12 protein-coding genes and 1 pseudogene are annotated in these 16,041 nt (G+C 33.0%); 3 read left to right on the forward strand and 10 right to left on the reverse strand.

Features of this window, described 5'->3' with window-relative positions:
• Positions 1-192: 192 nt before the first annotated feature.
• Positions 193-852, reverse strand: coding sequence for a helix-turn-helix domain-containing protein (locus RCH18_RS05825; protein WP_326935812.1), 660 nt, complete (start codon positions 850-852; stop codon positions 193-195).
• A gap of 39 nt (positions 853-891) precedes the next feature.
• Positions 892-1,071: a hypothetical protein gene (locus tag RCH18_RS05830; protein ID WP_326935813.1), complete on the reverse strand. Its 180-nt coding sequence runs from the start codon at positions 1,069-1,071 to the stop codon at positions 892-894.
• Between the two features lie 304 nt (positions 1,072-1,375).
• Here RCH18_RS05830 and RCH18_RS05835 point away from each other — a divergent pair, with 304 nt between their 5' ends.
• From RCH18_RS05835 to RCH18_RS05845, 3 genes are read left to right on the forward strand one after another with little or no spacing between them, the layout of a single operon-like run.
• The gene (locus RCH18_RS05835) at positions 1,376-2,767 is read left to right on the forward strand and encodes an MFS transporter (protein ID WP_326935814.1); all 1,392 of its coding nucleotides are present in this window, start codon (positions 1,376-1,378) and stop codon (positions 2,765-2,767) included.
• Positions 2,768-2,796: 29 nt separating this feature from the next.
• Positions 2,797-3,987 (forward strand): glycoside hydrolase family 130 protein, encoded by a 1,191-nt coding sequence (locus tag RCH18_RS05840; protein WP_326935815.1) that lies wholly within the window; start codon positions 2,797-2,799, stop codon positions 3,985-3,987.
• Positions 3,988-3,991: 4 nt separating this feature from the next.
• Positions 3,992-5,020 (forward strand): AGE family epimerase/isomerase, encoded by a 1,029-nt coding sequence (locus tag RCH18_RS05845; protein WP_326935816.1) that lies wholly within the window; start codon positions 3,992-3,994, stop codon positions 5,018-5,020.
• On the opposite strand, the gene RCH18_RS05850 is transcribed toward RCH18_RS05845, so the two are convergent.
• From RCH18_RS05850 to RCH18_RS05885, 8 genes and pseudogenes are all read right to left on the reverse strand, one after another.
• Positions 4,914-5,612, reverse strand: coding sequence for a hypothetical protein (locus RCH18_RS05850; protein ID WP_326935817.1), 699 nt, complete (start codon positions 5,610-5,612; stop codon positions 4,914-4,916). The genes RCH18_RS05845 and RCH18_RS05850 overlap by 107 nt on opposite strands.
• Before the next feature lie 33 nt (positions 5,613-5,645).
• Positions 5,646-7,913: pseudogene (locus RCH18_RS05855) on the reverse strand (GH92 family glycosyl hydrolase).
• A gap of 298 nt (positions 7,914-8,211) precedes the next feature.
• Complete coding sequence (locus RCH18_RS05860) at positions 8,212-9,993, reverse strand: metallophosphoesterase family protein (protein ID WP_326935818.1); 1,782 nt, start codon at positions 9,991-9,993, stop codon at positions 8,212-8,214.
• 85 nt (positions 9,994-10,078) lie between these two features.
• The gene (locus tag RCH18_RS05865; protein WP_326935819.1) at positions 10,079-10,432 is read right to left on the reverse strand and encodes a DUF4968 domain-containing protein; all 354 of its coding nucleotides are present in this window, start codon (positions 10,430-10,432) and stop codon (positions 10,079-10,081) included.
• Between the two features lie 334 nt (positions 10,433-10,766).
• Positions 10,767-11,351, reverse strand: coding sequence for a RagB/SusD family nutrient uptake outer membrane protein (locus RCH18_RS05870; RefSeq protein ID WP_326935820.1), 585 nt, complete (start codon positions 11,349-11,351; stop codon positions 10,767-10,769).
• Positions 11,348-12,313: a RagB/SusD family nutrient uptake outer membrane protein gene (locus RCH18_RS05875; RefSeq protein ID WP_326935821.1), complete on the reverse strand. Its 966-nt coding sequence runs from the start codon at positions 12,311-12,313 to the stop codon at positions 11,348-11,350. Before RCH18_RS05875 ends, RCH18_RS05870 begins: the two co-directional genes overlap by 4 nt.
• 13 nt (positions 12,314-12,326) lie before the next feature.
• Positions 12,327-15,002 carry a SusC/RagA family TonB-linked outer membrane protein gene (locus tag RCH18_RS05880; RefSeq protein WP_326935822.1) on the reverse strand — a complete coding sequence of 892 codons (2,676 nt, stop codon included), beginning with the start codon at positions 15,000-15,002 and terminating at the stop codon, positions 12,327-12,329.
• A 10-nt stretch (positions 15,003-15,012) separates the two neighbouring features.
• Positions 15,013-15,444, reverse strand: a complete 432-nt coding sequence (locus RCH18_RS05885) for a carboxypeptidase-like regulatory domain-containing protein (protein ID WP_326935823.1) — start codon at positions 15,442-15,444, stop codon at positions 15,013-15,015.
• Between the last annotated feature and the right edge of the window lie 597 nt (positions 15,445-16,041).

The raw sequence follows: 16,041 nt of genomic DNA on the forward strand, positions 1-16,041 counted from the left end.
AATTCATGCGGATCAGGATAATAAATGATAAGAAGGAAGGACAACTTAGGATACAATATTTAGTAGTTTTCAATATTAAAAGTGACACTATATTCTTGAAAATTTTGATTGCGTAGGTTTTAAAAAAACTGTTCTAAAAAGATAACAATTATGAAACTATTAAGTACAAAATTTATGGTTTGCAAAAACAACTTATAATATACGTTTCATCCCAAAGAATCCCTCCTTATACTGACTAGGCGTACATTTTTTAAACGTTTTAAATTTTCTATTGAAATTAGCAATATTGTTAAAGCCTGATTTGTAAGCAGCTTCAGATATTGTCATATCATTTTCTACTAACCAGCGAGCAGCATACCCTATTCTAATGTCGTTTAAATAATTTACTAAAGTTTTGCCCGTGCGCTTCTTGATGAATCTATTAAATGAAATACTGGACATATTTACCACTTTAGAAATGGCTTCTAATGTGATTTTTTCGGCATAATTTTCTTGTACATAGTCATATACAATTTTCATTTTGTCATAATCCTTAAAGGTATCGTAATCAACAGTATAAGTAGACAATTTTTGTTGATCAGTGGAAACAGCCATATCAAATAATATCGATGTGATTTCTAAAAAATAATCAATACTATCTAATTTTGATAATTTTGCTAATCTTGGCATCAATTCATGAGATGTCTTTTCTGAAAATAATATACCATGTATCGAGCGATCAAACATTTCTTTGATAGGCGCCATAATTCGTCTTGTCAATAAAGTATCAGGAAACAAATCATTATGAAATTGAATGGTGATTTCATGAATTTTCTCGCTTTCACATTTATGTAGTTGCCACCCATGGTACAAATTTGGCCCTACTAAAACCAACTCAATTTCTCCAATTTCCTAGATGTGATCTCCTACAATACGTTTTGCCCCTTTACCATTAAATATAAAATTAATCTCAAATTCAGGGTGATAATGAATAGGAAAATCAAAGCGGTTTTTAACTCTATCAAATACTAAAAAACTGTCTTCAGCGGAAAGTGGTGCTATTTCGCGGTAAAAATTTTGAGAATTTGTCATTTATAAGTAAAATCTATGATTGGGTGTATAGTATGCAATAATATGATACATAATTGATAAATTAATATTAATCAAAAAACAATCATCCTCTTATCTTTGACAATCTAAGATTTTATACTTAAATAATTTCATTAATCACATTAAAGTATCAAAAAATAAATTGATAGTAAAAATTAATCGAAAGTATAATATCGAGTTATAAAGAATTGCATTTGATAGTTTCAGGAACTGATAAAATTTATAGCACATTATAAAAATCTTTTAAAAATTGAAAATAACAACCCAATAACCAAATAATAAAATAATGCAGGACAAAATTACTTTAAAAGAAAAAATTGGCTACGGCCTTGGAGATGCAGCTTCCTCTATGTTTTGGAAGATATTCAGTATGTATCTTTTATTTTTTTATACCGATGTTTTTGGTTTAGCTCCTGCCGTGGTAGGAACGATGTTTTTAATTACACGTATCTGGGATTCTTGTTTTGATCCTATTGTAGGTATTATTGCTGATAGAACTAAGACGAGATGGGGAAAGTTTAGACCTTATTTATTATGGACTGCTATTCCATTTGCGGTTATTGGCGTGCTAACTTTCTATACGCCTGATTTTGATCAAAAAGGCAAAATCATTTACGCTTACATTACGTATTCATTGATGATGATGATTTACTCTTTAATCAATGTTCCTTATGCCTCATTATTAGGGGTGATGTCATCCGATAGAAGAGAGAGAAATACGCTGTCCTCATACCGAATGGTTTTTGCTTTCGGCGGAAGCTTAATAGCCTTATGGCTTTTAGAGCCACTGGTTACTTATTTTGGCGGAAGCTTAACATCTAAAACGGGCTGGTTGTCAGCGATCATGGTTTTTGGGGTAATTACAACGATCTTCTTTTGGGGATGTTTCTTTTTTACTCGTGAGCGCGTTAAGCCTATCGAAAACGAAAAAAATGATTTAAAACAGGATATTAAAGATTTATGGGCTAATAAGCCTTGGTGGATTTTACTTGGAGCAGGAATAGCTGCTTTAATATTTAATTCTATTAGAGATGGTGCGGCTATATATTATTTTAAATACTATGTGAGTAACACCGTCAATTTTAATTTTGCTCTTTTTGGAAGTGATTTTAATATGACTCCTACTTCCATTTATCTTGTTTTAGGTCAAGCCGCTAATATCATAGGAGTTATTATTGCAACTCCATTGGCCAATAGATTTGGCAAAAAGAAAATCTTTTTTGGTGCTATGACTATTGCAGCAATTCTAAGTGTTGTGTTCTATTTCTTTGGTAAAGAAGAGGTGATGCTTATTATGACTTTCCAAGTATTAATAAGCATTTGTGCCGGAAGTATTTTCCCACTAATATGGTCTATGTATGCTGATAGTGCTGATTATTCAGAGTGGAAACAAGGCCGCAGAGCTACTGGGTTAGTATTCTCTGCTTCGTCGATGTCTCAAAAATTTGGCTGGACAATAGGTGGTGCTGGAACTGGATGGCTTTTAGCTTATTATGGATTTCAGGCTAATGTGGAACAAAGCGCTTTTACACAAAACGGAATCCAACTGATGCTAAGCATTTTACCTGCAATAGCTGCAGTTTTGTCTGTGTTATTTATACTTTTCTATCCTTTAACAGAAGAAAAATTACAAGTTATTGAAAAGGACTTAAATGAAAGAAGAAACCAAGTCTTATAAATCATAATAAATATCTAGAAATCATCGATATGACAACAATGCTAAAAACGACTATTTTTCACGATAGAAAAGTAGCACTACAGAGAGAGCACGATATGCTAATCGAGCAAAAAAATGCTCCAAAACAAAACGTAGGAAATGGAATTTACAAACGCTATAATAACCCTGTAGTTACCGCTGAACACATTCCTTTGAATTGGCGTTTTGATTTTAATGAACATACTAATTCTTTTTTCCAAGAGAGAATTGGCATTAATGCCGCTTTTAACGCTGGAGCATTGAAGTGGAATGACAACTACCTAATAGTAGTACGAGTTGAAGGAATTGACAGAAAATCATTTTTTGCAATAGCGGAAAGCCCAAATGGAATAGACAATTTTAAGTTTTGGGATAAACCATGCGTCATTCCGCAAACGGAAGAACCAGATACAAATGTATATGACATGCGTTTAATACAACATGAAGATGGATGGATTTATGGCATTTTTTGTACAGAAAGAAAAGATCCATTTGCTGCTAAAGGGGATACGAGTACCGCTATTGCAAATGCTGGAATAGTACGAACTAAAGATTTAATCAATTGGGAGCGCTTACCTGATTTAATATCTAGAACAGGACAGCAAAGAAATGTGGTGCTACATCCTGAATTTGTAAGCGGAAAATATGCGTTATATACAAGGCCACAAGATGGATTTATAGACGTAGGAAATGGCGGTGGAATAGGTTTAGGTTATGTACAGGATATGACTAATCCTATCGTTAAGGATGAGAAAATTATTTTCAGTAAGCAGTATCATACTATTTATGAACTTAAAAATGGTTTAGGACCAGCTCCTATCAAAACCTCGAAAGGTTGGTTGCATCTTGCGCATGGAGTACGAAATACAGCTGCTGGACTTCGTTACACTTTATATATGTTTATGACTGATTTGCATAATATAACACAAGTTACACATATTCCAGCGGGACATTTTATGGCTCCTGAACATGAAGAGAGAATTGGAGATGTATCTAATGTTTTGTTCTCCAATGGATGGATTGAAGATAAGGACGGTACCGTATTTATTTATTACGCCTCATCTGATACAAGAATGCATGTCGCTGTTTCATCGGTTGAGCAATTAGTTGATTATGTTGTTAATGCTCCACAAGACACATTCACTTCTGCAGGATCTGTACAGACAATTATTAAGTTAATAGATAAGAATAACAATTTATAATAGTATGGTGTCAGATATAAAAAACCAACTTAAAAATGAATTATTAAATGAGCTAGACTCAATATTAAATTATTGGTCGGAAAAAACTATTGATTCTGTTAATGGAGGTTTTATAGGTCAGATCGATTACCATGAAAACCAATTATTTACAGCAGAAAAAGGTTCGGTATTAAATGCCCGAATTTTATGGACTTTCTCTGCTGCCTATCAAACCACTAAAAAAACAGCGCATAAAGAAACCGCTACAAGAGCATTCGAATTTTTATCTAAGTATTTTTATGATACTCAGTACGGTGGTTTGTTTTGGAGTATCAACGCTGATACGTCTCCAAAAGACACTAAAAATCAAATTTATGCCTTAGCATTTGCAATTTATGGGTTATCAGAGTATTACGCAATTTCACAAAATGAAGAAGCATTAATTATTGCAAAAAGTTTATATTCCAATATTCAAAAACATAGTTTTGACGATACTAACGGGGGCTATCTGGAGGCTTTTACCAGAGAATGGCAACCAATAGATGATTTGCGATTGAGTGATAAAGATGCCAATGAGAAAAAGACAATGAATACACATTTGCATATTGTGGAAGCATACGCCAATTTGTACAAAGTCTGGAAAGATGAAAAATTACAGCATGACATAGTTAGTATTTTACTAACTATTGAAGAATATTTTATTAATAAAGATTCCGGGCACTTGCGATTATTTTTTAACGAAAACTGGATCGAAAAACCAGATGTTATTTCGTACGGTCACGATATAGAAGCGGCTTGGCTCTTGCAACAGTGCGCTGAGATATCTGCAAATGAAAATTTAATTAAAAATTTTACTAAATATGCTATTATAATGGCTGATGCTAGCATTGAAGGTATCGACCTAGACGGTGGTTTATGGTATGAATATGATCCCGAAAAGAATGAACTTATCGCTGAAAAACATTGGTGGGTTCAAGCAGAAGCAATGATCGGCTATTATAATGCGTACCAGTTAACTGCTGATCAAAAATACCTAAATATTGTTTTAAAATAATCCAATCTATAAAGAAAAACTGCTTGTACATCTGTTTTACTTCTTTTGGATTAGCAAAACCTAAATTCGTAATTCCTCCAAAACGCATTCTATATTGAATCTCGCTTTTTGGCAGATCAAAATAAACTAAAAAACCTTTTATATTAGATTGACTTGCTCCAGTTCCATAGATTATATGAAGGTCTATATTTGAATTTAAATCAATATCATTTATATTTTCTAGATCAAAATAATCCTGTAGCGAAAGTGTTGTTCTAAAACCAAAAATAGGATCATCTCCACCTAAAAATGGTTCAATAATTTTTTCGATTTCCATTTCGGTTATTAAATATTTTTTGACGTCTATAAATTCATAGGACTTTTCATCTTTATCAAATTGTTTCGCTAATGAGTGACGAATTTCATCCCAATCGACTCCAATGTAACCATCTAAAATAATAATTTTTTTAGAAATTAGTTCATTAGCAAGTGATTCGTAACCAGATTCAATTTTGCCTTGAGCAATGTGATGACTTGGATAAATATCATAAGCAACATTTGCAATAGTATTCTTTTTTTCAGGAATCAGGAATTGTTTGGTATTTCTTTCCATTTCGGGATTTAATATTTTTTAAAATCTCAATTTCTAATTCGTTTTGTTTGGTGTATTGCCCAATACAATTTTTAACTGGCTACCTTTTACAATGTCTTTATGAAGTAATTGATAATTGTTAACTTTTTTACCGTTGATAGTAGCTGATTGAATATAATCATTATCGTCCCCATTATTTTCTACAGAAATAGTAAACTTTCCACCTGGATAAAAGTTTTTGTCTAAATTAATGGTAACCTCATCAAAAACAGGACTGCTTAAATCATAATAAGGTTCCACTGAACAACCACTTTTCATCTCAAAAATTCCTATCGAAAGAAGGCAATACAATGCGTCCATTTGCCCCTCGTCCTCTTCGCTAAGCCAAGCGGTATAAGGCGAAGTGCTGAAATATTTATTAGCTACCATTCGGCTATACTTTTGTGTTAACCAAGGTTTACCTGAATAATTAAATAAAAATGGAGCTTGTAAATTGGGTTGGTTGGTCAAATCGACATAACCTTTTTCAAAACCTTCTTCTAAACGGCGATTAAACTCCTCTTTACCCACTAATTTTATTAGATTAGGTAAATCTTGCGGAATAAACCAAGTGTAAAGCCATGCGCTACCTTCCATAAAACCAGGTGCATTCCAGCCGCCTTCTGTACCCATTTTAAACACATCATTTTCTATAGACCAAGAACCATCTTTGTGTTTTCTTCTGATATAACCTGTAGATTTATCAAAAATATTTTCATAGTTCTTAGAACGCTTTTGAAAGTATTTAGCGTCTTTCTTTTTACCTAAAGCAGTTGCAAATTCAGACAGACACCAATCATCAAAGGCATATTCCATGGTGTGCGATGTTGCACCTATTTCATCAGGTACATAGCCATAATCCATATATTCTTTCATATAAATATTTCCTGCAAATCCACCGCATGGATGATTAATTCCAGGAGTTGTATAATCGTGTTTTATCATTTCATATACTTTATGAGGATCAAATTGCGAGATCCCTTTCTGGTAGGCACTTATCAGTAAAGCATTTTGATGCTGCGCAGCCATAACCAAAGCATATTTTAACCCAACGGGTGACTGTGGAATCCAACCGCCATGTCTTTGTATTTCAATCAATGAATTCGCGAATGAATTCGCGTATTTTGGCGCAACTAATGTCCATAAAGGCGTTAAATCCCACTGTGTTCCCCACATGGCATCGCTGCTATAAACAGCATCAGCTGGCGCTTTTACTGTTTGTACTTTTTGGCATAAATCAAGGAATTAACCGTTTACATCGCTCATCATATTTTTACCGGTAAAGGAGCGGTAAAAATTAGTATAGAACTTTGCTTTATCTTCTTCTTTACCTTTTAATTCTACTTTACTTAACAACTGATTCCAAGTCTCTTTAGATTGTGCAACCACTTTATCAAAATCATAATCTAATGCGCCCAATTCAGTTTTTAAGTTTAAACCTGCATTCTCAATACTCACAAATGAAAGTCCAGTTGAAGTGGTTACTTGTTCGCCTTCTGCTGTATCAAAATGAATAATTACGCCGCATTGTCCTTTGCCCAAAAATGAATTTACATTTTTTTCGACCTTAGCTTTTTTTCTAAAATCAGTACCATAATTGGTTTGTGTTCCTGTATATTTTTCATACTGCCAACTATCAATACTTGCTATTGCTTTACTATATCGAGATTGAAAATTAACGGTTGTTTCTCCTGTATTATTATTCTTGAACGTAATAGCTCCTTCTATTAAAGTTTTATTTACTTGCTTAAAAATAACTTTTACAATTTCAGAGGATTCTTCTGTTGGTGGATTAAAATCTAATAATAAAGTGCTTTTATCTGATTTTGGAAAAGTGGTTCTAATCATTCCGCAACGATCCGTTGCCGTCAATTCGACTGTAGCATTAGCGTCTGTTAAGTGCACAGAATAATAACCGGGACTTCCTTTTTCACTTGATTTTTCATAACGAGAACGATAGCCTGCAGTCCACATATTTCCAAAAGGACCATCGGCTGGACCAGGAAATAATTTAAAATATTCTTCTCCAAATTGCAAATCACCTACAAAGGGCATATAACTCACGCCTGATAAACTGTACCCATGCAAATGACTAAATCCCGAAATGCTATTGACTGAATACTCATAACCGGCGTTCCACACATCACCTTGATTGTCTGGACTCAATTTCACCATTCCAAAGGGTTGACTTGGACCTGGAAAAAGCATCCATCGCGAATTAGAAGTTCCAGTGAAAACATTTACGTAATCAATAGGTTTCTTTTGTGCGGAGATAAATTGCAAGCTTATAAGAATAAAAAGTACGAGAGATAATTTTTTCTTTATGGTATTACTAATTAAATGATTATTTACAATTTTAAAAAAAGCGTTAAAAGATAGTGCTGAAATTCTAGTTTAACTGACAAAAACAATTTATTGTCACATTTATTTATTTTGGTTTAGTTACGTATATGCCCATGTTTCTACAAAAAAAACTTGTCCTGTAAGGATGTGTTTTGCCAACATGTTTAGGGTTTATATTTTAAACTTATATGGCCTACATGGTTTTAAAGAAGACAATGCTGTCTTATAAATTATTAGGTTATCGATAAAACAGTGAAGATTCTTTATAAGATGCATTACTATTCCACACGGGTCTCCACCAAAGTACCGACGGCTTTGTATTCTCTGGTCTATCGTGATCCATTATTCCTATATTCACTCTAATATTACTTGATTGATCAGCGTTTATACTATTTAATGGAACGGAGAATTCTAATATTTCTACTTCGTTATTTTTAGTAACGGAAGCTTTTAAACCTTTTAATTGTCGAGCTGAGGTGCTCATTAATGGGCTATCGCTTTTATCACCCTTTGCAAATTCTAGTTGGTAATAATCAGTCGATTTTGGTTGGCCATTGATATGAATATAAAATTTATCCTGTAAAGACTTTAGATTTTTTGTGTCGGATATAATTTTGTTGTCTTCAAATTTTACTACAATATAAAGTTTCGTTTTATCAGCCATTACATTAAATGCAAATTCGCCATCATCAGCTCCATTCCAGTCCCAATCCTCTAGAAAATATTGTGGATTCTTGACAGTTATAAAATTTTCAGTTGGCCAATCCTCTATTTTGCCATCTACGACAATTTTAGATTTAGGAGATTTTAATGGATGTTTCCAATCCATAAAAAGTCTTTTAGAAGCTGATAAGCTAATGTCATTTTTATTATCCCTTGTAAAACCAGCATTAATTTCAAGATGGATAGGACTGTTATTTACAGTTGAAACGGCGATAGGTTCTCCCGACACACTTTTACCTATTACAGATATAATTTTTTGCTGACCAGGATTTAGTTTTTCTGATATCATTTGAGGTTCAAAAACAATTCCGTTCTTTTCTGGAAGTGTTCCGGCAACGAGCATTGTTCGATTCAAATCATTTTTAACCAATAGATTTATTTTGACGCTGGTAAAACTTTCTGAATCAATAATAACAGGTTCAATAGCTAACCAATTTCCGCGTCTCAAAGTTTCAATAGCATCGTAATCTTCTGGAGGTATAAGATTTTTATCATAAATAGCATTGATGTCAATGTGTGCCACTTCAGGTTCCTTATCCTTTATTGTAACCCAAGTAATATGATCAAATTCGCCAACATCAGCGCCGCGTCTCCAGCTTCCGCCGCCAGTTGTGGCCAGCACATAATGATCCATTCCATTTTTTACTTGATATTGATAGTTGTGATGATGACCTGAAAAAACGGTATGTTTTCTATCAACAAGCGCTCTTTCAATTGCTCCATAACCTGCTTTTTCTGAATAAGACCAAAGTGGACGATGCATAAAAAAAAGTGTCCATTTTACCTGTTGATTATCTTTGAGTGTATTTATAACATAATCTACTTGAGTATCACTCATGCCACCATCTTTAATCTCATCAGTATTCAATGCGATAAAAAGCACCTCTTTGTAAATAAAGGAATAATAGTCTCTTCCATGTCTTTTTCGCCACACCTCAGTCAACGATTCATTACTTACATCGTGATTTCCTGGAACGTAATAAAAAGGCATTTCCAAGCGATTGATCATCGCATCAAATTCGTCCCATTGCGCGTTCCATATTTTTGGATCTTCAGTATAACCGTCAATTAAATCACCAACAGAAATTACAAATTCAGGCTGCATTAAGTTTAATTTATCTACGGCTTTGTCAAAAATACCTGTTTCCATGCCACCAGTTCTGTCACTTACAATAGCGAAACGCAAAATATCATTGCCACTATTTAATTCCTTTTTACTGACCGGAATCTGAGCATATACATCGTTAAAAAACGATATTAAACATACAATAAAAGTTATTTTTGTAATTATTTTCATTTTCTACTACCATTTTAAGATTACTGGGTTAGCAATTCTATTTTTTGGAAAACCATTCCATAGTGGCTACCTATAGGATTTTCTACTATTTTTTGTCCGTTCCAGTCTGTGGCAAAGTTTCCTGAGACCTACCATTTTCGACAACTTCTTTTAATATTACTTTACCCTCTTTGTCATAAAAGGTAATTCCTCCCGTTTTCTTATCAATTTTAGCTTTTAATTTGTTAGTGGCAATTACAATTTCTATAGGATTTTCATTCACCGTATATGGTGTGTTTGTGAATGCATTATCTTCTAAAAACAAACTCTTTTTAGTATCAAAAGTTTTTGCAGTTGTATACTTTACTTGCATGATGTTTTCATTACAAACTACAACTTGTAATAAGCCGTTATTTACAGGATAAGTAACTGAATTTCCTTCCCTTTTATACATTTTCATGGTTGAACATCCTAAGAATATAAATAAAAAAAGTAAGTAAGTAAAGTATGATTTTTTTTTGGTTTAGCATAATTAGAATCACTTTTTATTATTGTTATCAGATTTTTAAAGCTAATTTTCAGTACAATTCATAATTGCATAAAATAGCGAATTGTAAAAATAACCTATGATTTTGGTTATCAATGGTACTATTTTATCAAACCCTTGTGTTAAATTTTATTTAACGTTTAGTAAAAATTATTGTAAGTACAAAAAGAGAATTTTTGGACAAAAAAAAAGGGATTGTCTTACTATTGTAAGACAATCTCTTTTTTGTATTTTTTAAATCTTGTGATTATTTATACGCTTCATTTTGTTCTAAATTTGGATTTAAATCCCTTTGCACTTGTGGAATTGGCATTAAATCTTTTCCTGTAGGAATAGTCACGTTATATTTTTCCTTGACATAACGAACATGCTCTCCTGTTCTTCTTAAAAGCCCCCATAAAGAGAATTCTCCTGATAATTCATGACGGTATTCAGACATAATGATGTCAATCAGTGCGCCAGATGGCATCGTCCTTAAGCCAGCTCTTAACCTTACTTCCTTAATAACTTCAGTTGATTTTGCAATATTACCTGCTCTAAAGTATGCTTCAGCTAAACTTAAGCGTACTTCAGCATAACGCATTAATATAATATTAGCTCCACTAAAAATGTTAGGTCCACCCCATCCATTAGTATTGGGATTTCTCCAAGTTTTTACATTATAATAACCTTGTCTTCCTGGTAAACCATCTGCTCCCATCCATGGTTTACTTATTGTACCTACAGTATTGATGCCCCCATAATTAGATTTAACTTTAGGATATTCAGGAATTTTGATTAAAGGATCTGGATGTTCATCTCCAGGACCAATGACAGAAGCTCTTTTTCTCAAATCACAGGTTCAAATGAATCATAATAAGTTTTGGAAGCAGCCGCATAACCTCCACCATTAATCTCATTTGGCATATTAAACGATTGAATATTAGAAACGTTATCGTTTCTTCCCCAACTTAAATCTCCGCTTTGATCATACATCTGGATTTCAAAAATAGATTCTTTCCCATTTTTATTTTTATAAGCAAAAACATCAAGGAAATTAGGCTCTAATTGATAGTATCCTTCCATTGCTTTGTAGGCTTCAATCGCTTTGTCGTATTGTTTCAGCCACATATAAGCATTTCCCATATACGCATAAGCAGTACCTTTAGTCACACGACCTTTATTAGCAGCGTCATATTCCCAAGGCAACACCTTTACTGCCTCTTGCATATCTAAAACAACTTGTTCAAAAACTTGATTTTGTGTGTTTCTAGGAGCAAAAGCATCTACATTACCGCCAGGTGGTAGCAAAACAATTGGTACACCAGCAAAGTTTGTCGCTAGCATAGAGTATAACATTCCTCTAATTACATAGCACTCACCTTTCAATCTATTTCCTAACTCAGCTTCTATTTTACCAGCTTTAATAGCTGGTTCAATATTTACTAGTGCTGTGTTTGCTCTTCCAATACCTTTGTAGTTTTGTATCCACATTTTGTTAAAAGCACCAAAAACAGTGGGGATTTTAAATGTTTGAAAGAAGTCATCTGCTCCGACATTTAAATAATCTTGCGTTAAAAAATTTTGGGGGTAAAAAATTCCCTTAATGATAACCTCATCTTGATCTGATTGAAAAGTATCATATACTCCATTGACCACCGCAACTATCGTTTCCTTTGAACCATATACAGTAGCATCAGTTATACCGTCTAGTTTTTTATCGATTAAATATTCATCTGAACATCCTATCACAAAAACTGCAGTGAGCAATAGTCCTATCGAGCCTAAATTGCTGTTTTTAATATTTATTTTCATAATTATTTTTTTTTTAAAATTGTAAATTAACTCCTAGTGTAGAAGATTTTGATACTGGATAAGCACCCGTATCAATACCTCTAGACTGTACACCTGATTTTCCACTAAAATCACTCACCTCACCTATTTCAGGATCCCAACCGGTATATTTTGTAAGTGTAATTAAATTTTGCGCACTCACATAAACTTTTGCAGATGTCATCCCTAAGTTATCAATTAAATTACTTGGGAAATTATATCCTAGTTTAATGTTGCGCAAGCGTAAAAAAGAACCATCTTCAACATAATGATCAGAGACACGATTATTTTTATTAACGTCTGCGATTACTGCGCGAGAGTATGTATTAGATTTATTCTCAGGTGTCCATGCATTATTTCTGTAATTCTGACTAATGTTACTGTAAGCATTTGTTAATCCATACCCTCCTAATGTTTCTAATTCGACACGAGCAAAATTTAAAATGTCATTACCATAACTTCCATAAATATCAATACCTAAATCAAATCCTTTGTATTGTGTATTTAAATTAAGACCACCATAAAAATCAGGAAATGGACTTCCTATTACTTCTCTATCTGCTGGTGTTATCTTTTGATCTCCATCTAGATCTCTAAATTTGCGATCTCCAGCTGCTGTTTCTGACAATTGATATGCTCCACCTGATGCTTTAGCATTCAAAGCATCAATTTCAGCTTTACTTTGAAAAATTCCATCTGTTCTATATCCATAGAAAGTCCCTACATTACCGCCTATATAAGAACGAGTAATACCCTGCCAGTTGTCTACAAATGAAGGAGCATAATCCGTATCAAAAAGCACATAAGGATTAGTACCTACTAATGATTCAATGTTATTTTTAATAGTAGTAAAATTAGCAGATACATCCCAAGTAAAATCACCCGTTATTTTTCTATATCCAAGGATCATTTCAAAACCTTTATTAGTTATATTTCCACCATTTACAGATTTAGTTGAAAAGCCAGTTTGCGAAGGAATTGATTGCTGGAACAAAAATTCTGACGATTCTTTATTAAAATAATCAGCTGTTAAATATAATCTTTTGTTTAGCATCTCAATATCAATACCGAAATTAGTTTGGATTTGCGTCTCCCACTTTAAATCAGGATTAGCTAATGAAACTGGTGCTAAACCTGGCACTAAAGCACCTCCAAAAACGTAACCAGCATCATTGCTACTGCTACCATTATTATAATTTGCCAAATATTGAAAAGCTTCAATTCCTAAACCGTTTCCAGTCTCTCCCCAACTGGCGCGTAATTTAAAAACGTCAAAAGGAGTTTCTTTCATAAAATCCTCTTCGTCTACATTCCATCCACCACCTACAGAAGGAAATACACCATATAGATTTTGCTCTGCAAAACGATCACCTACACCATCACGACGAATTGTTGCCGTTACGTAATATTTACTATCGTAATTATAGTTTACTCTTGCAAATGTACTTGCTAGCGTACTAGTTCCTGAGGTACCTCTTGTCTCAGTAATATTCTGAGCTTGATTCATATCGCGAATTTCGTTATTTAAGAATCCACGACCATTCACATAAACTAATTTAAATGCATTTTGTTGAGCAGAAACTCCACCTAAAATTCCAATACTATGCTTTGCAAATTGATTACTATAATCTAAGAAACCTTCAGCAATATACTCATTAGAAGTATTTTGAGAAATGTTATAAGAAGCAGTTGGATTTCTGTCATAAACTGAACTAAAATAAGATGGTGTAAAACCCCATCCAGCATAATTTTTTGAACTAATACTTATATTTGTTTTTGCCGTTAAACCTGGTACAATAATATAATCTACTCCAAAATTTCCAAGCACAACATTGCTGTCATTATCATTATCTGAACGCAAAGCACTACCTAAAGCATTAGAGCTAGGAGCTAATAATTCAGTAGGTGTAAAAGTTCCAAAATTCCCCATTCCATCATAAGGAACATCTATCCCAGGAGAACCAGCTAGATAGGGTACGTTAGCGAAAACTTTCAATAAATTATAATATCCTGGGCTTAAATTTTGAAATTTTTTACTAAAAACATATTTTAAATCAGTGCGAACTTTTAGCTTTTTAGATACATCAGCATCAATGCTAAGTCCTACGTTATACCTTTTATAAGAAGATCCAATAACTACTCCGTCTTGATCTAAAACACCAGCGGTAAAGGCTGCACGAATATCTTCACCACCACCACGTACACTAACATTTAAACTTTTACTGATAGCACTATTGAAGGCGTAGTCTTGCCAGTCTACTGAGCGTAAAGCAGTTGGATTATTCCACTCCGGAAGTATTGCTTTACCTTGAGAAGTCCCAATTTGTGATGCATACGTTGCAAATTCCTGAGCGTTTAGCAAATCGATTTTCTTTGGTCTGCTTGCAACACCTGTATAAGTATCTACAGAAACTATCATTTTATTTTTAGTGCCTCCTTTAGTTTCAACAATAACGACACCATTACTAGCTCTAAGACCATATAATGCAGTTGCTGAAGCGTCTTTTAATACTGAAATTGATTCTATATCATTAGAATTTAAAAAAGAAATATCTTGTGTAGGAAAACCATCAACAATATATAAAGGTTTTGTGTTTCCAAAAGAACCTACTCCTCTAATATTAACTGAAACAGATGAACCTGGTGCTCCTGAATTTTGCGTCACTTGCACTCCTGCTGTTTTACCTTGTAAAGCCTGTTCTATAGTAGTATTTAGGCGAACTAGTTAAAGATTCTGCTTTAATAGTTGCTACTGCTCCCGTTACATCCTTCTTTCTTGAAGTTCCATACGCTACGATAATTACTTCATCGAGAGCTTGGGCATTTTCTTTCAATGTAACGTTTATTGTTTTTTGACCTTTTACAGAAACTTCTTGACTAATATATCCAATGTAGGAGAATATTAATACCGCATCATTTGTAACACCACTTATTTGAAACTTTCCATCTAAATCTGTTTGTGCACCAATAGTTGTTCCTTTAATTAAAACGCTTGCTCCTGGTAATGGACCATAAGCTTCGGATACTATCCCAGTAATCGTTTGCGCTTTCATAATACCACAAACCATGAAAATTCCTAATAAGAGAAATCTTCGAAATAAATAATTTTTCATAAATTGATAATTTAAGGTTAGTAATTTATTCTATCTAAGTATTGTACTGTACTAAAACAAAAGTTTAAATAGTATTGTTTAAATCATTACAAGCAAATTAAATTTTTAATAAATCAAAAATAAGTCCTTAAAAAAAAATATAATAACCAAATATAATCACATGATGATAGGATTTTCTCAAAATAATAAAGGTTAAAATTTGTTACAATAACTTAAGACTATTTTTTTTTTAAATATTGAACTTTTTTCCTTTAGCCCATAAAATCATAACATTGATTTTTATGTAATTTTAAACTTATAAAATTCATTTTCAGACTATTAATTCTCTTATCATTATAATAGTAGCATTCTATTATATGTAAAACAAGTTAAAATTAGTTCTTCAACATTCCACTATTTCTCAAGTATTTTGATATGATTCATACAATTTATAACTAATTTCTTATTGGTAGTACGCTAGTAAAATAGAATTAATTTCTAAAAATACATTTAGATAAAAACAAATTAAAGTAGGAGACAAAGTTAAGTTTAAACCTTGACTTTGTCGTCCTCTCACACCACCGTATGTACTTACGTGTACGGCGGTTTCCTTAAAGT

Origin of the sequence: Flavobacterium sp. PL11, from assembly GCF_035985025.1 — a bacterium.
In the GTDB taxonomy this organism is placed as follows: domain Bacteria; phylum Bacteroidota; class Bacteroidia; order Flavobacteriales; family Flavobacteriaceae; genus Flavobacterium.